Genomic DNA, 18,815 nt, shown 5'->3' on the forward strand with positions numbered 1-18,815 from the left:
TCCCCTGCTCAATCATGAGCGAAAAAATAATCGGCTATTATACGCAGAAAGTCTTCAAAACATAAGCCATTCACGTGAAGTTAATGCCTTGTTACAAGTTTAATCCTGTTTATTTTTCAAACAGTATTTCTGACACCTAAACTTGCATTATTTTGCTGATGCTATATCGTTAATTAAGATATTCATTTGAATAAATATGCACTTTTCTTCATATTTCAAGTGTTAATATTTGAGCAGTTTCATTACAGCTAAAAACACAAGAAGACCAACGATCATGACTTATAAAGCAGAAACTTTAGCGATTCACGCAGGCTATAGCCCGGAACCTACCACTAAAGCTGTTGCGGTTCCCATTTATCAAACCACCTCATATGCCTTTGACAATACTCAGCACGGTGCCGATCTGTTTGACCTAAAAGTTCAGGGCAATATCTATACCCGCATCATGAACCCAACCACGGCAGTGCTGGAACAACGTATTGCAGCTCTGGAAGGTGGTATTGGTGCGCTGGCTTTAGCTTCAGGTATGGCTGCGATTACCTATGCGATTCAGACCATTGCTGAAGCGGGTGACAATATTGCTTCGGTGTCTACTTTATATGGCGGCACTTATAACCTGTTTGCACATACCCTGCCTAAACAAGGGATCGAAGTTCGTTTCTTTGACTATCAAGATCCGGAAGCTCTACGTAATCTGATTGACGGCAAAACCAAACTGGTTTTTGTGGAATCAATCGGCAACCCGCTGGGCAATATTATTGACCTCGAAGCGATTTCCAAGATTGCCCATGAATATGGCGTACCAGTCATCGTCGACAATACTGTAGCGACCCCAGTTCTACAGAAATCTTTTGATTTCGGTGCCGACATCGTGGTGCATTCACTGACCAAATATATTGGTGGTCATGGGAATTCGATTGGCGGCATTATCGTGGATAGTGGCAAGTTCCCATGGGGGCAACATGCCGAGCGTTTCCCTGCTTTGAATACACCGGATCCGAGTTATCATGGTGTGAATTATGTCGAAGCTTTAGGTGAAGCGGCGTATATCGCGCGTGCTCGTGTCGTACCTCTGCGTAATACCGGGGCAGCGATCAGCCCACAAAATGTATTTTTAATTCTGCAAGGCTTGGAAACTTTGAGCCTGCGTATGGAACGTCACACAGAAAATGCGCTGAAGGTTGCAGAATATTTACAACAACATCCGAAAGTAAAATGGGTCAATTATGCCGGTCTGAAAGATCACCCGCAGCATGCTTTGGCACAAAAATATGTGAAAGGTAAACCGTCTGCCATTCTGACTTTTGGTGTAGAAGGTGGCCGTGAAGGCGGTGCCCGTTTTATCGATGCCCTGCAACTGTTCACCCGTCTGGTCAATATTGGGGATGCCAAGAGTCTGGCCTGCCACCCGGCAACCACCACCCACCGCCAGCTTAATCCTGAAGAGCTCAAATCGGCTGGTGTAAGTGAAGATATGGTTCGTTTATCAATCGGAATTGAACACATTGATGACCTGATTGCGGATCTGGACCACTCTCTCGCAGCAGTTTAAGCCTCATTTTAAAGCAGAAAACTCCAGCAAAAATGCTGGAGTTTTTTTATTTATTTTTTGAATACAATCACTTGCTTTGTGATTTATTTTCATGATAAAAATCAATTGAAACGGCGAACACAAATAGAGCAATTACTCTAATTTTTATTTTATTTTCAATAGTTTAATGTATAGATTTTCTTAAATAATTGGTTATCATATTAGTACTCATCTTCGCTCTTATCTCTGTTAGAGCCATCTTTGATTTTTTAATAAAAATAATTTGAACGCAGTCTTCAAATTAGGGATAACAAACGTGAAAACTAGACTACAGAAACAATTGGAAAAACGTATTGCAGGTAAAACTGTCCTTATTACAGGCGCATCCAGTGGTATAGGTTTAACGACAGCACATCAGCTGGCAGATGCTGGCGCACATGTTTTACTGGTCGCGCGTACCAAAGACACCCTAGAACAAGTAAAAAAAGAAATTGAATCCAAAGGCGGTAAAGCTTCAGTATTTCCATGTGATCTCAATAATATGGAATCCATTGATGAAGTGTCCAAACAGATTATTGCTTCAGTCGATCATATCGACATCCTGATTAACAATGCGGGCCGCTCGATTCGCCGTGCGGTGCATGAATCAGTGGATCGTTTTCATGATTTTGAACGTACCATGCAGCTAAATTATTTTGGTGCTGTACGTCTGGTGATGAATATCCTGCCGCAAATGATGATTCGCCGTGCAGGCCATATCATCAATATCAGCTCGATTGGGGTATTGGCGAATGCCACCCGCTTCTCGGCTTATGTCGCATCTAAAGCCGCACTGGATGCTTTCAGCCGCTGTCTGTCTGCAGAAGTCCATTCACATAAAATTGCGATCACTTCGATTTATATGCCTTTGGTTCGTACACCAATGATCGCACCAACCAAGATCTATAAATATGTGCCTACCCTGTCTCCGGAACAGGCAGCCGAACTGATTGCTTATGCGATTGTGAAACGTCCGAAGAAAGTGGCGACCCATCTGGGACGCTTGGCTTCGATTACCTATGCGATTGCACCAGACATCAACAATGTCCTGATGTCGATCGGTTATAACCTGTTCCCAAGCTCTTCAGCATCAGTGGGTCAGCCGCAAAAACTGAACTGGGTACAAAAGGCCTATGCACGGATCTTCCCGGGCGAGCACTGGTAATTTCTTCAAGAATATTTCGGCCGCCTAAGGGCGGCTATTTTATTTCTGCACTTTAGAGATTCAACCGCTCAGGTTTATAATTTGAATGTGCCTAACGACACATCCTGTCTTTTCAGGCACAGATTTTTGCCGCAAATGCGACGAGATCACGTACACTATGGACGGATATTTCCTATCCATCTTTTTATATTCTGATTCAATTAATGGAAACCCTTATGAACAACGTGCAATGGCTCGATGAAGTAAAATTTAACGAACAAGGTCTGATCCCTGCCATTGCCCAGCACCATCAAACTGGTCGTGTATTGATGGTCGCCTGGATGAATCGTGAAGCGCTGGCTTTAACTGCTGAAAAAAATCAGGCGGTATATTTCTCCCGTTCGCGCAACAAGTTATGGCATAAGGGCGAAGAATCTGGTCATTTCCAGACTGTGCATGAAATCCGTCTGGACTGTGATGCGGACGTGATTATTTTACAGATTGAACAGCATGGTGGCATTGCTTGTCATACTGGCCGTGAATCATGTTTCTACCGTAAACTGACACCAAATGGCTGGGAAATTGTGGATGCACAAATCAAAGATCCTGCTGCGATTTACGGTGAAAAATCAACAAATCCACATACCCTTGCCATGAATGCCTCAACCGCTCAGTCTGAACAGGTTGAAGTATTGTCATACTTGGGCGAGATGATGGCAGAGCGTAAGAAAGCTGATCCGGAATCCTCTTATGTGGCCAAGCTGTACCATAAAGGTTTAAACAAGATTCTGGAAAAAGTCGGTGAAGAAAGCTTTGAAACCGTGATCGCGGCTAAAGATTTCAAAACTGAAGCCTCTGAAGACAACAAGAATGACCTGATCTATGAAGTGGCTGATCTATGGTTCCATACCATTGTGATGCTCGGTTACTTCGACCTGGATCCGCAACTGGTCCTGAATGAACTGGCACGCCGTCAGGGTCTATCCGGTCTGGTTGAAAAAGCCAATCGCCAACATTAAATCGTGAATGAATCTACCTGTGTCTGATCTGCAAAAACCCAAAGCGACCTATGAGCAGGCAACTGCCATTGATAACGCACGTCTGGGAAAATCTTTTAAAGTCATTGCCTATGCGGGCACAGGTAAAACCACGACCCTGCAAATGATCAGTGATGCCATGCCGGAACGGCGCGGTATGTATCTGGCATTTAATAAATCGATTGCCTCGGAAGCACAAAACAAGTTTCATCGGGGTGTGGACTGCCGAACGTTTCACTCCCTGGCTTTTCGCAGTGTTCCACGTGGAGTCACGGATAAACTACGCCTACCGCGTTTAAGTCCAAGCTTTATTGCCAAAGAATATCGCCTTGAACCGATGACCTTGCGCCGGATGATGGGCGGACGTTATGAAAAATATGTGCTGATGCCTTCGCGTCTGGCCAGTCTGGTTGCGAACGCAGTCGGCTATTTCTGCTCGACCAGTTCGCAATATCCCGCCCCGCGACATATTCAGGCACCGAGCTGGCTACACCCAGATGATATTGAAGCATTGCAAAAGAAACTTTATCCAGCAGTTGAACGGCGTTGGTTAGAGTCAATTGATCCCAATCATCAGGCCGGGATTGGGCATGATATTTACCTGAAACTTTGGGCATTGTCTGAGCCCAATATTCCTGCCGACTATGTGCTGTTTGATGAAGCACAGGATGCCGACCCACTGATGCTAGGAATTTTGCTGAAACAGCGTAGCACTCAGGTCATCTATGTCGGCGATGCGCATCAGCAGATTTATGCCTGGCGTGGCGCAGTGAATGCCATGCAGCAGCTGCCGTTACCCGAATCTCGTCTGACCACTTCATTCCGTTTCGGGCCTGAAATTGCGTTAAATGCCAATGCGATTTTGGGAGCATTGAATGAAACCGTGCCCCTACTCGGTAATCCGCACTTAAACTCCAAAGTCGTCAATAAACCGCACACTAAATTACGCGATGCGATTCTATGCCGGACCAATGCGCGTGCTATGGAACTATTACTTGCCGGTTTAGTACGTGGCGATAAAGTCAGCCTGCAAGCGGATCATGTCAAATTAAACCGTTTTGTTGATGCCGCTGCGATGCTGAAACAGGGCAAACGTGTGGTTGATGTACCTGAACTGGCCTGGTTTAATTCCTGGCATGATGTACACGAATACTGTGAGACCAATGAAGGCAGTGATATCAAGCCTTTAGTCAAACTGGTCGATGAACATGGTACTGATCCCCTGAAAACTGCTCTCGCCAAAATCACGCCGATTGGGCAAGCGGACTACATCATCTCTACCGCACATAAGGCCAAAGGTCTGGAATGGGATCGTGTGCATATTGAAGATGACTACCAGTTCAAGCTGAATGAGAAAGACCATAAAATTAGTGACGAAGAGTTACGTCTGCTGTACGTGGCCTGTACTCGTGCTAAAGTAAGCTTAAATATTCATCACATTTATGACCTCATTCAACAACTGAAAATCAGGATGCCACAGTCACTGCGCCAAGCCGTCGGCTAAGGTAAAACATAGATGTAAAAATCACACTACAGGTGATCCATGCACATCGAAAAAATACAACTCAAACATGCTCTGCTCTTTTCTAATATCCAGCTCGATTTTGATCTGCAAAAATCACCTGTGACTTTAATTTTGGGTGATCAGGGTTCCGGTAAAACTACCTTGCTGCGCTTAAGTTATCAGGCTTTGACCTGGTTTTCTGCACGTTTTCGTGACTTGCGTACCGCAGGTTTAAGTATGCTGGATCAGGATATCCTGCAAAATCGTCTGCAATCCAAAATTGATATCCTGGTGCGTTTTCCTGATGATTTGGGATCATTTCCTGAATCAGCACAGGGAGAAGCGGCCCCTGCCCAATCTTGTTCCTGGCAGTTATATAAAACCTTAAATAGTCAGGGAATTGGCTTTGCCAAAGCAGAAACCCAGCAACTCGATGCCATGGTGAATCTTTATCAGAAGGCAAGGCAACATGACCCTTTGCTCGGTCTGCCTATGGTCGCCTACTATCCGGCTGAACGCTTCGTCAATGAAATCAATTTACTCAGCAAAAATAATCAGGCCATTTTTCAGACTGCGCATGCTTATGAAATTACCGCCATTCCTTTTACGACTTTTGCGCGTTTCTTTGAATGGTTTCGTGAAGTTAGTGATATTGAAAATGCACAAAGTGCCAAGATCATTGACCAGATTCTAGATCAGGCACTACAGCAATCGGATGATATACAGGCAGATCAACTGGCCCAGCAAATTGAAAAAGCCAAAGCGCATATGCATACACCGAGCTTAACTGCCTTGCGTGAAGCTCTATCCATTGTACTACCAGAACTTAGCCAGATTTATCTCGATTACCAGCCCAAACTGCAATTGATGGTGCGTTATCAGGATCACACCTTTAGCTTTCAGCAGTTGTCGAGCAGTATCCGGAACTGGATTGCACTGGTGGGAGATATTGTACGGCGCCTTTGTCTGCTTAATCCGCACAGCTTATTTCCCTGTCAGGAAGGTACTGGCATCTTAATGATTGATGAAATTGATCATCAACTGGATCAGGACATGGCTGCCGTCATTTTACCGCGTCTGCATCAGGCGTTTCCTAACTTGCAGATTATTGCCACTGGAAACCGGCCGGAATTGCTGGAACAGGCTCAGGATTTTCAGTGTCTAAAACTGGAAAATAAACAGCTGCATCCCATCCATCTGAATCCAATGCAGGTTCAATATGATCATCTCTATGCAGAGTTGCCGCTTGAGATTAGCCAGAATCATTCAGATATAGAAAAAGTTGAAGATGCACTTCAGGAACCAGAAACAGTCAACCTGACGGCTCAGTCTGTTTTGCAACTGATTCAGGATCAGTTAAGTGCAGAACAGCAGCAAGAACTTTTACAACTGTTGAGTCAGGATAATTCACAAAGTCTGCCTCAATCTTCTTAAATAGTGCTGAAACGATAATGCAATTTAAAAATTAAAATCAGGATGCAAGAATAGGTTTTGATTTTCTGCATTCCTGATCAAGAAGTTATAAATTTTTATCAATAAATGCAGGGAGTTTGATCTTTATTTTCGGTCAAATTTGTACGAGATGTTCAAGCATGCACCCCATATCAAAACCAAGCTTACGTATAATCTACAAGTTCTACATAAAAACATTGATGTTGTGGTTATCCTGTAATATGATCGGTTTTACTTGCAATTTTCGTTGTAAAATCGGAATTTGCTATCGTTTATAAGTTGCGCAATACAACTGTTTTATTCTGTTTGAATATCATTCTGGCTTTCAAGATCGAGAAGTTTTGGGTCGCTCTTTGCGGTCCTGTAATCCTTGAAAGATAAAGATTCACCCTAGGTTGACCTTAACCTATATCACGACAATGGATACGAGTGTGCTGCCAATTATTATATTGTTACCGTTAGTATTAGGCACAACCCTTGTCTCGTGGCTGAAGCAATTTTCACGCGGGGTAACGGCTTTAGGAGCAATTGCCGTCAGCCTCAGCAGTTTCTTATTACTGTTGAGTCAGGCGCCTGCTGTATTTAATGGAACGGTAATTACCCAGACCTGGTCCTGGCTACCCCAGCTTGGAATCGATTTCAGTTTCCGGCTGGATGCTTTGGGCATGCTGTTTGCTCTGCTGATTAGTGGAATTGGCACCCTGATTTATATCTATGCCTATTATTATCTCAGCCCTAAAAACTCCCTGAGTAAACTCTATTTCCTGCTGATGCTGTTTATGGCAGCGATGCTCGGCATTTCCTTGTCTAATAATCTTCTGATTCTCCTGATTTTCTGGGAACTCACCAGTATTTCCTCCTTCCTGCTGGTCGGTTACTGGAGCAATTATGAAGCGGCTCAACGCGGCTCACGCATGGCTCTGACCATTACCGGCATGGGTGGCTTATCTATGCTGGGTGGTTTTATTCTGCTCGGACAGATGACAGGTACCTATCAGATTGACCAGATCCTGATGATGGGCGAACAGATTCAGGCACATGCCCTATTTGTACCGACATTATTATTAATTTTACTCGGTGCTTTTACCAAAAGTGCGCAGTTCCCGTTTCACTTCTGGCTACCAAACGCCATGGCCGCACCGACGCCGGTATCTGCCTATCTGCACTCTGCCACCATGGTCAAAGCGGGCCTATTTTTAGTCGCACGTTTATTGCCAATTTTTGCAGGCGCGGCACTGTTTCATAATATTGTTACTTTTATCGGGTTATTTACCCTGTGTGTGGCAGCGTTCTTTGCCATTTTTAAAGAGGATCTGAAAGGTCTGTTGGCCTATTCAACTATTAGCCATCTCGGCCTGATCATGTGTCTGCTGGGTATTGGCTCACCACTGGCTGTGGCAGCAGCAATTTTCCATATCATTAACCATGCAACCTTTAAAGCTGCCTTGTTCATGATTGCCGGGATCATTGACCATGAATCCGGTACCCGGGATCTGCGAAAATTGTCTGGTCTTTGGCAAATGCTGCCTTTCACCGCAACACTGACCATGATCACCGCCGCCTCCATGGCAGGTATTCCATTAACCAATGGTTTCTTGTCCAAGGAAATGTTCTTTACCGAACTGGTCGCAAACTTAAGTGGACCAGTGATGGTCGGTGCTGCCATTGCAGGAACACTGGCCGGGATTTTCGCTGTCGCCTATTCGATTCGCCTGGTACATGGCGTGTTTTTTGATGGCCCCTTAGGCCAGCAAGTTCCAAATAAAGATGCGCATGAGCCGCCATTTGGTATGCGTGCACCAGCTATTTTACTGGCTTTCCTGTGTATCGCAGTCGGCCTGTTACCAGGATTACTGGTCGAAAAGATTGTAAATAGCACCACACAAGCGTCAACCCAGAATTTCGCCTTTGAAGGAACTCACCTCGCCCTCTGGCACGGTATTAATCTGCCTTTGGTGATGAGTATCATTGCGATATTCGGCGGTGCGATTTTCTATTTTGCACTGGCCAAAGGCGGCGCAATCCGGGAAATTGATCTGGATCCGAAACTGGGCAAACTGCAAGGTCGTGTACTATTTGATCTGTTCCTGAAAAATCTGTTAATAAATTCAAGACGTTTCCGCCGTGCGACTGAAAATGGCAAACTGCAAAGTTATATTTTATGGATTGTGCTGTTTACCATTGGTCTGGTGGGTTACCCACTCATCGTCAATGGGATCGACACCGGTAGCCGCGAACTGACCCATGCACCAGTTCTGGCCATCGTTCTATGGTTATTACTGTTCTCAGCCTGCTGGATGATGCTGTGGTTCCATCATGAACGGATTAAGGCCATCCTGATCAGTGGTGCGGTCGGTCTGGTCGTCACCATGGTTTTCATTGGTTTCTCGGCACCCGATCTGGCTTTGACCCAGATTACAGTCGATGTAGTAACGACGGTTCTGCTACTAATGAGCCTGTCTCTACTGCCACAACTCACGCCTTATGAATCCAGCCCAACCCGACGCTGGCGAGATGCAGTGATTGCGGTCTGCGGAGGTCTAGGAATTGCAACGGTTGCCTGGCTGATTATGACGCGTGACCATAATTCAATTTCCTGGTTCTTCATCCAACAATCGATTCCGCTTGGTGGCGGCACAAATGTCGTCAACGTAATTCTGGTCGATTTCCGTGGTTTCGATACCTTCGGCGAGATTACCGTACTCGGGATTGCCGCAATCGGTGTGCTGAGCCTGATGGACGGTATGCGTGCTCATGGCACCACCATTACCCAAGGCCTGACTTACCGTTTTAACCCCTCCCCTTTGATGCTGCGTATTACAGCATCATGGATTTTACCGGTAGCACTGGTGGTGAGTCTGTATATCTTTATGCGCGGCCATAATCTTCCAGGTGGCGGTTTTATTGCCGGTCTGGTTACCTCATTAGCATTGATCATTCAATACGTTGCCATTGGTCAAGACCATGCAGAAAAAATGCTGGGAGCTAAATCTGGACGTCTCTATGAAATCTGGATTGGCGTCGGCCTGACTATTGCAGGCCTAACTGGTATTGCAGCCTGGTTCTGGTCACGTCCATTCCTGACCAGTGCCCATATTCATGTCCATCCGCCATTACTTGGTGATATGCATCTCGCTTCTGCTGCGCTATTTGATGTCGGTGTCTATGTCACCGTAGTCGGGGCGACCATGCTGATGATTTCCGTTCTGGGTGACTCCCGTCACTCAAGTATGACTGGCCCAGTACCAAGAGGATAATAGAATGATTAGTTTAGAACTTTTATTAGCCTCAGCAATTGGCCTACTCACTGCCACCGGGATCTATTTGATTCTGCGGGCACGTACCTTTCCGGTCGTCCTCGGACTGGCCATGATTGGTTATGCAGTGAACCTGTTTTTATTTGCCATGGGTCGTATTCAGATGAATTCGCCTGCAGTGCTCACCGAAGCCACGCAGGTCACCGACCCTTTACCTCAGGCGCTAGTGCTGACCGCCATTGTAATCGGTTTTGCCACCACCGCCTTTATTGTACAGCTGGCCTTACGTAGCCGTTATGAATCAGGAACAGATCACGTTGATTCCAAAGAAGAGATACCGCAACATGACCCACGTGAGGATGAGCCGTAATGACTGATCTTCTCAACTTCTTGAATCAACACACTCCTATTTTCAGTATTCTTTTACCGGCTTTTACTGCCTTTATTTTAGTACTGTTGGGTAACCCGGGTTCCGGTTCTCTGATTACCGACTGGCGTCAGCCGTGGCGTCGTGGCGTGAGTCATATTTCGACCCTATTGGGTTTGATTATGGCGGTTGGCTATCTGATCAATAGCAGCCAAGGGCAGATCAGTGTCTACACTTTAAGTGAATGGGCCGCCCCTTTTGGTATTGTACTGGTCTTGGACCAACTCTCTGCCTTGATGCTGGTACTGACCTATACACTCGCTTTGCCAATCGTTTGGTATGCCAGCAAAGAATGGGATATTCGCGGGCGCTATTTCCACGCCATGGTCCATTTTCTATTAATGGGGCTTAGTGGTGCCTTCCTGACCGGTGACTTGTTTAACCTGTTCGTGTTCTTCGAGATCCTGTTAATGGCCTCCTATGTTCTACTTTTGCATGGGCAAGGCAAGGCACGCTTCCAGCTCGGTGTGCATTATGTGGCTATTAACCTGCTCGCTTCTGCTATGTTCCTGATCGGACTCGGGATGATTTATGGCAGTGTCGGCAGCCTGAATATGGCTGATGTTGCCCGCCTGATGCCAACTTTGGCAGGCGATGAACATAAGCTGGCCGTTGCAGGCGGACTGATGCTATTTGTGGTGTTCGGGATCAAGGCAGCCATGTTACCGGTAGGCCTGTGGCTTCCTAAAACGTATGCTGTTGCGACTACTCCGGTGGCTGCCCTGTTTACCATCATGACCAAAGTCGGGATCTACGCGATTATCCGGGTCAATGGCACTGTATTTGATGATGAATATAGCTACCAGATTCTGATGAACTGTCTGCTGGTGATTGGTCTGATTACTTCGGTCTATGGGGTAATCGGTGCAATTGGTACCGAACGCCTGCGTCGTTTTGTCGGCTTTATGGTGCTGTCTTCAGTTGGGACTATTTTGATTGCCATTGCGATGAATAGCACTCAGGCCTGGGCAGGTGCACTGTATTACATGGTGCACAGCACCCTAATTGGCGCGGCATTTTATATTCTGTGTGGCTGGATTACCTCACAACGCGGTGAATTTAAAGATCACTTTAAAATTGCCCCACAGATGAAACAGAATACTTTGGTTTCCATTGTATATTTCATCATTGCCTTGATGATGGCCGGCTTACCACCTTTCAGCGGCTTCTTCGGTAAGGTGTTTATTCTGCAAGCTTCAGGACAGTCTGAGCATCAAATGCTGATTATCTTTACGGTTCTACTGGTCAGCTTACTCAGTATTCTGGCTTTTACCCGGGTCGGTTTTATTCTGTTCTGGCGTTCAAGCCGACCGGAACAGGATGAAAATACTGAAGAATTTAGCAAGTATGAAGCCTTACCCAGCAAGGCACCGGCACGAAATGACCGGGTTATTTATCTGTTATTGCTCAGTTTGACAGCCTACGTTGTTTTTGCTGCACCGATCTATCAATATAATTATCAGACCGCAGCACAGATTAAAACCAATCCGATTTATGAAGCCGCACTGTTAAAACGTGATGCTGAAGGTAAGTTTATTAGTGTACAGCCATTTGATCCGGGTTATTTACCAGAAACCAAATACGGTGGTGAAACGCCTGATCCAAATGCGCACCTGATTCCTTATGTCATTTCAGAAAATACCTTAAATGGCGATCATATTTCTGAATTTAAACAGCGTCAGATTGATAAGCAGTATATTGAACAGAACAAATACGACGACAATCAACTTAAACCGGCGGAGGGACTTTAATGGCTGAATCATTACTTCAACGCTGGTTCCCACATCCTTTCGTTTCGGTCATTGTGGCGATGAGCTGGGTCATGCTAGCCCATAATATGGAAGCCGGCACACTGCTCATGGCAATATTTCTGGCCATCTTGATTCCACGAATGGTCGCTCCTTTTATTGATTACACGCCGAATATCCGATGGATCCCGGCGATGCGTCTATTTTGGGTCGTCGTTTGGGACATCATTGTCGCCAATATTAAAGTTGCGATTCTGGTTCTGGGACCGACCAAAAATCTGCATCCCAAATGGTTCCGGGTACCTCTGGATACCGAGCATGAAGAAGTAAATACTTTGCTAGCAATGATCATTACCACCACACCTGGCACAGTTTCTGCGGGGATTGATCAGGACCGTGGCGATATTCTGGTGCATGCCTTAAGTACGGATGATGAAGAGGCCGAAATTGAAACTATTAAACAGCGCTATGAACAACCATTGATTAAAATTTTTAGCGCACAATCAGGAGCTGAAGCATGACCATTCTGCCATATGCATTGCTGATTTGTCTGGGTGCTGTCACGATCTCCATGTTGCTGTGTCTGATCCGGCTGGTCATGGGCCCTTCAATTGTTGACCGTCTCCTAGCATTAGATACCCTGTTTTTGAATGCAACCTGTCTGGTGGTGATTCTGGGAATCTACTGGAGCAGTACCTTTATGTTTGAAGGTGCCCTACTGGTGGCTATGCTAGGTTTTGTCTCTACCGCTGCCCTTGCCCGCTATTTCACTACTGGCCATGTCATCGACTAGGAGTTTTTAAATGCCTTTAATTTTAGAAATACTAGTTTCGATTTTTTTATTGATTGGCGCGTTTTTTATGCTGGTGGGTGGCATTGGGATGATACGTCTACCTGACCTGTTTATGCGTCTGCATGCACCGACTAAATCCAGTACCTTAGGCCTGGGAAGCTTTCTGATCGCTTCTATTATTTTTTCGGCTATCTATGGTCGTTTAGGTTTTGCTGAAATACTAATTACCCTATTTGCCTTTATTACTGCACCGGTATCTGCCAACCTGATGGCGCAAGCGGCCTTGCATTTACGTTTGCGCTCGATGAGTGGTGAAGTGCCAGAAACGCTGGAACGTCCATTACCTTGGCAGAAAACCCGCCGTCGTGCATTTTATGAAAAGAAAATGAATGATCAAGATTCAAAGTAATAGTTAGCCAGTTCTACTTAAAAGTTCAGCAATAAAAAAGCCACCCTAAGGTGGCTTTTTTATTGCGCTTTATAAAAGCTTATTCTTCATCTTTCTTGTCGTCAGCAGGAGGTAAATCCTTCACTGCTTCAGCAATCAGACCAAACATATAGTTACCATATGCATTGGTTTTGTCGTAATGGAAACGTAGACGAGGTGTAATACGTGTCTTGATCCGACGGCTCAGTTCATGGCGCAGGAACCCAGATGCCTTATTCAGGACATCGAGTGTTTCTTTATTTGCCGCTTCACTTTGCTCATCACCAAGTTCACGACCCATTACTGTGACATAAACTTCTGCATATCCTAAGTCTGGGCTCACCTTCACGGCTGAGATGGTCACCAGACCACCCAGACGTGGATCTTTCAGCTCCTGACGGATCAGTTCAGACAACTCGCGTTGTACCGTATCCGCCATACGCTTCAGACGTTGACTACCCGCCATTAAAGACTCCGTTTAATCAATTGCACATCATACACTTCGATCTTATCGAGAGGTTTGATGTCTTTATAGCCTTTCACCGCAAGACCACATTCCATACCGGCACGAACTTCTTCCACCACTTCTTTGTAGCGACGAAGAGATTCTAGCTCGCCCTGGAAGATCACCACGTCATCACGTAATACGCGAATCGGTTTATTACGGTGTAATACGCCTTCAAGTACCATACAGCCTGCTGCAGCACCGAATTTGCTTGAGTGGAACACTTCACGTACTTGAGCAACACCCAAGATCGTTTCACGGTGTTCAGGAGCAAGTTTACCGCTCATCGCTGCTTTCACGTCATCAATCAATTGATAGATCACTGAGTAGTAACGAATGTCGATACTGTCTGCATCTGCTTTTTGACGTGCAGTATTGTCAGCACGTACGTTAAAGCCAAGAAGAACTGCTTCTGAAGATTCAGCCAGTGTGACGTCAGATTCAGTAATTGCACCCACACCCGAACCGATGATACGTACTTTTACTTCATCCGTTGAAAGCTCAGCCAATGCAACATGCAGCGCTTCCAATGTACCGCGTACATCAGTTTTTAATACCACATTGACGATTGGCACATCTTTTTTGCCCATAGACGCCATGATGTTTTCAAGACGCATTGCAGATTGACGTTCAAGACGTTTTTGACGTTCACGATCCATACGCGCATCGGCAACTTCACGTGCTTTCTTCTCGTCATTCACAACCAGAACTTCGTCACCTGCCATCGGTGCTTCTGGAAGACCCAGAATTTCGACTGGAATCGAAGGACCTGCCGACTTGATACGTTTACCGTTTTCATCGGTCATGGCACGAACGCGGCCATAAGATGAACCAGCAAGTACCAGGTCACCCACTTTCAACGTACCGTTCTGTACAAGAATAGAAGTTACTGCACCGCGGCCTTTATCAACACGCGCTTCAATCACAACACCTTGTGCCGCACCTTCTTCAGACGCTTTCAATTCAAGCAATTCAGACTGAATTAAAATCAGGTCAAGAAGTTCGTCAATACCGGCACCAGTATGTGCAGATACTTTCGCTACAGGAACGTCACCGCCCCATTCTTCAGGTACGATTTCTTTGGTGGTCAATTCGTTCAATACACGATCTGGATCAGCTGAGTCTTTATCCATCTTGTTGATTGCAACAATGATCGGTGTACCCGCTGCACGAGCATGATCGATTGCTTCTGCAGTTTGTGGCATCACACCATCATCTGCTGCAACAACCAGGACTACGATATCAGTCGCTTTGGCACCACGTGAACGCATTGCAGTAAATGCTGCGTGTCCCGGAGTATCAAGGAATGTGATAATACCTTTATCAGTCGTTACATGGTAAGCACCGATATGCTGGGTAATACCACCTGCTTCGCCTTGCGCCACTTTGGCACGACGAATACGGTCAAGAAGCGATGTTTTACCATGGTCAACGTGACCCATGATCGTAACAACTGGCGCACGAGTAGTTTGCGCACCACGTGCTTCTTCAGCCTGTTCAAGCAGGTTATCTTCAACTGCAGTTTCAGAAACCAGTACCGGGTTATGGCCCATTTCTTCAACCACAAGTGCCGCGATTTCCTGATCGATCGCCTGGTTTTGAGTAACCAGTTCACCCATTTTCATCAGTGACTTGATCACTTCACGAACCTTAACTGCCATTTTCGCAGCCAGGTCAGCAACGACAATCGTTTCACCGATTTCAACGTCATAAACCTGTTTTTTCACTGGTTTTTCAAAACCATGCTTATTCGCTTGGCTAGATTTCAAACCACGTTTGTGTGAGTTATCACGGAAAGACTGCTCTTCACCACGACGACCACCTTTTTTCGGTGAACGTGTATTTGAAGTGTTAGTACCACGTTTGATTTCGCGGTCTTCTTTCGCAAATGAGTCTTCATATGCTTGGCCAACCAGACCAGCAGCAAGTGGAGAATCATCAATCACACGAATGGTTGCAGTGGTATCTTCAGAAGAATACTTCGACGCCATCTTGCGCATTTGCTCAAGGGTACGTTGCTGTGCTTCTTCAGCTGCCTTACGACGTGCTGCTTCTTCAGCTGCTTTTAATTGAGCGGCTTGAGCTTCACGCGCTTTTTTCTGTTCTGCTGTTTCAACTTGTTTAACCGCTGCTTTCACAATCGGTTTATTAGTTGATTTGCGTTTTACCACAACAGCTGCTTTAGGTGTTTCCTGTTTCTCAGTTTCTTGTTTCTGAGCTGCACGCATTGCTTCTAGCGCTTTGCTTGCATTGTTTGTACCTGACTTAGGTGCATCAGCAGGTTTTTTAGCTGGTGCTGACTTCTGTTCAGCTTCTGCTTTCGCTTGCTGTTCAGCTTGAGCCTTCGCTAAAGCTTCTGCTTTAATTTGTTCCGGGTCTGGCTTGACGAATGTATGTTTCTTGCGAACTTCTACATTAATCGTTTTCGCCTTACCTGAAGTACTTGCCACTTTAGCAGTACTGGTCGTTTTACGTTTCAACGTGATTTGTCCTGCATGGCCATCTGAACCTTGTGTCTTTTTCACATGATTCATTAAGCGATCTTGTTGTTCGGTGGTAATAATATCGTCAGCTTTACGCTGTGGTAAACCTGCCTCACGAACCTGCTCTAGGAGCTTATCAACATGGCGACCCACGCTGAGTGCTAACTCTTTAATCGACTTGTCCGTCATATACTACCTCCTAGTTAAACCATGATTCGCGCGCTTTCATAATAAGTTGACCGGCCTTCTCAGCACCGAGACCTTCGATATCTTCGATATCATCAGTCGCTTGGTCAGCTAAGTCATCTACGGTTACCACACCACGAGCTGCGAGAGCTTGCGCGATCTCTGCTGTCATGCCTTCCATTGCAACAAGTTCTTCACTTGGCGCTTGTACGTTTTCTTGCTGTTGTAATGCATCAGCAAGTGCAATTTCTTTCGCACGGCTTTGCAGTAGTTCAACCAGTTCCGCATCCAGTTCGATTTCATCAAACGTTTCTGGCGGTACGTAAGCAATTTCTTCAAGCGAGGTGAAGCCCATTTCTACCAACGCCATCGCCAAATCTTCAGCAATATCCAGACGTGTAACAAACATGTCTAGGTATTTTTGTGCTTCGCTTTGTTGACGTGCGTAGTACTCTTCTTCCAGCATCATGTCCAGCTTGTAGCCAGTCAATTCAGATGCCAGACGAACGTTTTGACCTTGTGAACCAATTGCACGAGCTAGCTGATCACTAGTCGCGAAAATGATGTCTGCAGTACGTGCATCTTCATCGATGACAATACTAGAGACATCTGCTGGTTCTAATGCACTTGCGATATATTGCGCAGGATCATCCGACCAAACTACCACATCAATACGCTCGCCATTGAGCTCTTGCTGTACAGCCTGGATACGTGTACCACGCATACCAATACAAGCACCCACCGGATCAATACGGTGGTCATTGGTTTTCACTGCAATTTTAGCACGAACACCCGGTTGACGAGCTGCGGCCTTAATTTCAATGATTTCTTCAGAAATTTCAGGAATTTCTTTTTTCATCAATGCAATCAGCATTTCCGGTTTAGCACGTGACAACAATAATTGTGCACCACGGCCTTCACGGTTAACGCTATATAGAATCGCATTCACGCGTTGTTTCGGACGAAGGATTTCCTTCGGAATCATCTCTTCACGAGCCAGATACGCTTCTGCGTTGTCACCCAAGTCAATGATAAAACCATCTTTGGTTTGTTTTTTCACTTCACCGTAGATTAGCTCACCGACTTTAGATTCATACGCATCGGCAACCAGTGCACGTTCTGCTTCACGGATCTTCTGTACAATCACCTGTTTCGCGATCTGAGCAGCAATACGACCGAAATCGATTGATTCTACTTCCAGTTCACGGATATCGCCAATTGACCATTGTGCCGGATCAACATCAGAGATCGCATCCTGACAAGCAGGCATTTCATGATCTTCATCAGCCACCACTTCCCATTGACGGAAAGTACGGTAATCACCAGTTTTACGGTCAATTTCTACACGAAGACGAGCTTCTTCCGAGTGAGTCCCCTCGTAGAATTTCTTCTTAGTCGCTGCAACCAAAGCTTGTTCTAGCGCTTCAAAAATTGCTTCACGACTTACACCTTTTTCGTTACTAACCGTTTCAACCACGGTAAGAATTTCACGTGCCATAAGTCACCTATTCGTTCAGATTCTTATTAATTGAATTAATCTTGATAGACCAAATTTGCTTTATCGATATTGTGACTGTCGATATCCAAAATCTGTTGCTTTTCTACTTCAACTTGAATCATTTCATTTTCAAGGTCGACTGCAACCAGTTTTGCCTGGAATTTACGACGATTATCGACGGCACTGATCAAACGCAGCGCAACCATTTGTCCGATATAATGAGCCATCTGCTCCAGCTGGAAGAATGGACGATCCCAACCTGGTGAAGACACTTCAAGCGAATATTCACCTGAGATTGGATCATGTACATCCAGGATCGCGCCGACTTGCTGTGTGACACGCACACAGTCCTGAACCCCAATACCACGACCCTGCTCTTCTTCGCCATCTTCATTGACAACAGGTGCTGCATTTTCATCGACCGGTTTGTCGATATAGATCCGTAATAATGAACGTTTGCCTTGTGGCAGGAATTCAATCCCCCACAGATTTACATCACAGGCTTCAACTGCTGGTGCAATCAAGTCCTGAAGTGCTTGAGTTTTATTTGATAGCTTCATTTACTCTCGTCATCTGGTGCGATTTTATGATCTATTTGACCACTACAAACCAATACAAACTATAGTAGTAGTGAAACATGGAGATTTGACCAAATATTGTCGACACTACACGATAGCCAATAAAAAAGGGCGTAAATCGCCCCAATTAATGCACAATTTGAACTTTTTTCAAATCCCACTGTGCAAAAAGGCCCACCATAGTTGTGAGCCTCTTTTAAGAAACT

Annotated in this window: 15 protein-coding genes; 11 read left to right on the plus strand and 4 right to left on the minus strand. The window is 45.5% G+C overall.

Annotation, left to right across the window (positions count from 1 at the left end; all coding sequences use genetic code 11):
• Positions 1–274 precede the first annotated feature (274 nt).
• From AC4MBN_RS13055 to AC4MBN_RS13105, 11 genes are all read left to right on the plus strand, one after another.
• Positions 275–1,552, plus strand: coding sequence for an O-acetylhomoserine aminocarboxypropyltransferase/cysteine synthase family protein (locus AC4MBN_RS13055; RefSeq protein WP_491880338.1), 1,278 nt, complete (start codon positions 275–277; stop codon positions 1,550–1,552).
• 295 nt (positions 1,553–1,847) lie between these two features.
• Positions 1,848–2,735, plus strand: coding sequence for an SDR family NAD(P)-dependent oxidoreductase (locus AC4MBN_RS13060; protein ID WP_419364021.1), 888 nt, complete (start codon positions 1,848–1,850; stop codon positions 2,733–2,735).
• 215 nt (positions 2,736–2,950) lie between these two features.
• Positions 2,951–3,733 carry a bifunctional phosphoribosyl-AMP cyclohydrolase/phosphoribosyl-ATP diphosphatase HisIE gene (gene hisIE, locus AC4MBN_RS13065; protein ID WP_159122705.1) on the plus strand — a complete coding sequence of 261 codons (783 nt, stop codon included), beginning with the start codon at positions 2,951–2,953 and terminating at the stop codon, positions 3,731–3,733.
• Between the two features lie 19 nt (positions 3,734–3,752).
• Positions 3,753–5,255, plus strand: a complete 1,503-nt coding sequence (locus AC4MBN_RS13070) for an AAA family ATPase (RefSeq protein ID WP_034590271.1) — start codon at positions 3,753–3,755, stop codon at positions 5,253–5,255.
• Between the two features lie 39 nt (positions 5,256–5,294).
• Entirely contained in the window at positions 5,295–6,689 is a 1,395-nt protein-coding gene (locus AC4MBN_RS13075) for an AAA family ATPase (RefSeq protein WP_491880339.1), read from the plus strand.
• 437 nt (positions 6,690–7,126) lie between these two features.
• Positions 7,127–9,964, plus strand: a complete 2,838-nt coding sequence (locus AC4MBN_RS13080; protein WP_419364016.1) for a monovalent cation/H+ antiporter subunit A — start codon at positions 7,127–7,129, stop codon at positions 9,962–9,964.
• A gap of 4 nt (positions 9,965–9,968) precedes the next feature.
• On the plus strand, positions 9,969–10,334 hold the full coding sequence (locus AC4MBN_RS13085) for a Na+/H+ antiporter subunit C (protein WP_004787185.1): 366 nt from the start codon (positions 9,969–9,971) through the stop codon (positions 10,332–10,334).
• Positions 10,334–12,142, plus strand: a complete 1,809-nt coding sequence (locus AC4MBN_RS13090; RefSeq protein ID WP_491880340.1) for a monovalent cation/H+ antiporter subunit D — start codon at positions 10,334–10,336, stop codon at positions 12,140–12,142. Before AC4MBN_RS13085 ends, AC4MBN_RS13090 begins: the two co-directional genes overlap by 1 nt.
• Positions 12,142–12,660, plus strand: a complete 519-nt coding sequence (locus tag AC4MBN_RS13095) for a Na+/H+ antiporter subunit E (RefSeq protein WP_125278899.1) — start codon at positions 12,142–12,144, stop codon at positions 12,658–12,660. The genes AC4MBN_RS13090 and AC4MBN_RS13095 overlap by 1 nt, the downstream gene beginning before the upstream one ends.
• Positions 12,657–12,932, plus strand: a complete 276-nt coding sequence (locus AC4MBN_RS13100) for a monovalent cation/H+ antiporter subunit F (RefSeq protein ID WP_004787192.1) — start codon at positions 12,657–12,659, stop codon at positions 12,930–12,932. The genes AC4MBN_RS13095 and AC4MBN_RS13100 overlap by 4 nt, the downstream gene beginning before the upstream one ends.
• A gap of 10 nt (positions 12,933–12,942) precedes the next feature.
• Complete coding sequence (locus tag AC4MBN_RS13105; protein ID WP_180011354.1) at positions 12,943–13,341, plus strand: Na+/H+ antiporter subunit G; 399 nt, start codon at positions 12,943–12,945, stop codon at positions 13,339–13,341.
• Between the two features lie 79 nt (positions 13,342–13,420).
• Here the strand turns inward: AC4MBN_RS13105 and AC4MBN_RS13110 are convergent, their stop codons facing one another.
• From AC4MBN_RS13110 to rimP, 4 genes are read right to left on the minus strand one after another with little or no spacing between them, the layout of a single operon-like run.
• Entirely contained in the window at positions 13,421–13,825 is a 405-nt protein-coding gene (locus AC4MBN_RS13110; RefSeq protein WP_179992191.1) for a ribosome-binding factor A, read from the minus strand.
• Positions 13,825–16,536: a translation initiation factor IF-2 gene (gene infB / locus AC4MBN_RS13115; protein WP_180011351.1), complete on the minus strand. Its 2,712-nt coding sequence runs from the start codon at positions 16,534–16,536 to the stop codon at positions 13,825–13,827. The genes AC4MBN_RS13110 and infB overlap by 1 nt, the downstream gene beginning before the upstream one ends.
• A gap of 10 nt (positions 16,537–16,546) precedes the next feature.
• Positions 16,547–18,031 (minus strand): transcription termination factor NusA, encoded by a 1,485-nt coding sequence (nusA, locus tag AC4MBN_RS13120; protein WP_004787201.1) that lies wholly within the window; start codon positions 18,029–18,031, stop codon positions 16,547–16,549.
• A 35-nt stretch (positions 18,032–18,066) separates the two neighbouring features.
• A complete protein-coding gene (rimP, locus tag AC4MBN_RS13125; protein ID WP_180016611.1) occupies positions 18,067–18,591 on the minus strand; it encodes a ribosome maturation factor RimP in 525 nt (174 codons plus the stop codon).
• Between the last annotated feature and the right edge of the window lie 224 nt (positions 18,592–18,815).

The sequence above is a fragment of the Acinetobacter sp. CAU_H_60 genome (assembly GCF_058599385.1).

Coding starts and splice junctions, on each gene's coding strand:
- AC4MBN_RS13055 (WP_491880338.1), top strand. CDS start 275: ATGACTTATAAAGCAGAAACTTTAGCGATTCACGCAGGCTATAGCCCG.
- hisIE (WP_159122705.1), top strand. CDS start 2,951: ATGAACAACGTGCAATGGCTCGATGAAGTAAAATTTAACGAACAAGGT.
- AC4MBN_RS13075 (WP_491880339.1), top strand. CDS start 5,295: ATGCACATCGAAAAAATACAACTCAAACATGCTCTGCTCTTTTCTAAT.
- AC4MBN_RS13080 (WP_419364016.1), top strand. CDS start 7,127: ATGGATACGAGTGTGCTGCCAATTATTATATTGTTACCGTTAGTATTA.
- AC4MBN_RS13085 (WP_004787185.1), top strand. CDS start 9,969: ATGATTAGTTTAGAACTTTTATTAGCCTCAGCAATTGGCCTACTCACT.
- AC4MBN_RS13090 (WP_491880340.1), top strand. CDS start 10,334: ATGACTGATCTTCTCAACTTCTTGAATCAACACACTCCTATTTTCAGT.
- AC4MBN_RS13095 (WP_125278899.1), top strand. CDS start 12,142: ATGGCTGAATCATTACTTCAACGCTGGTTCCCACATCCTTTCGTTTCG.
- AC4MBN_RS13100 (WP_004787192.1), top strand. CDS start 12,657: ATGACCATTCTGCCATATGCATTGCTGATTTGTCTGGGTGCTGTCACG.
- AC4MBN_RS13105 (WP_180011354.1), top strand. CDS start 12,943: ATGCCTTTAATTTTAGAAATACTAGTTTCGATTTTTTTATTGATTGGC.
- AC4MBN_RS13110 (WP_179992191.1), bottom strand. CDS start 13,825: ATGGCGGGTAGTCAACGTCTGAAGCGTATGGCGGATACGGTACAACGC.
- infB (WP_180011351.1), bottom strand. CDS start 16,536: ATGACGGACAAGTCGATTAAAGAGTTAGCACTCAGCGTGGGTCGCCAT.
- nusA (WP_004787201.1), bottom strand. CDS start 18,031: ATGGCACGTGAAATTCTTACCGTGGTTGAAACGGTTAGTAACGAAAAA.
- rimP (WP_180016611.1), bottom strand. CDS start 18,591: ATGAAGCTATCAAATAAAACTCAAGCACTTCAGGACTTGATTGCACCA.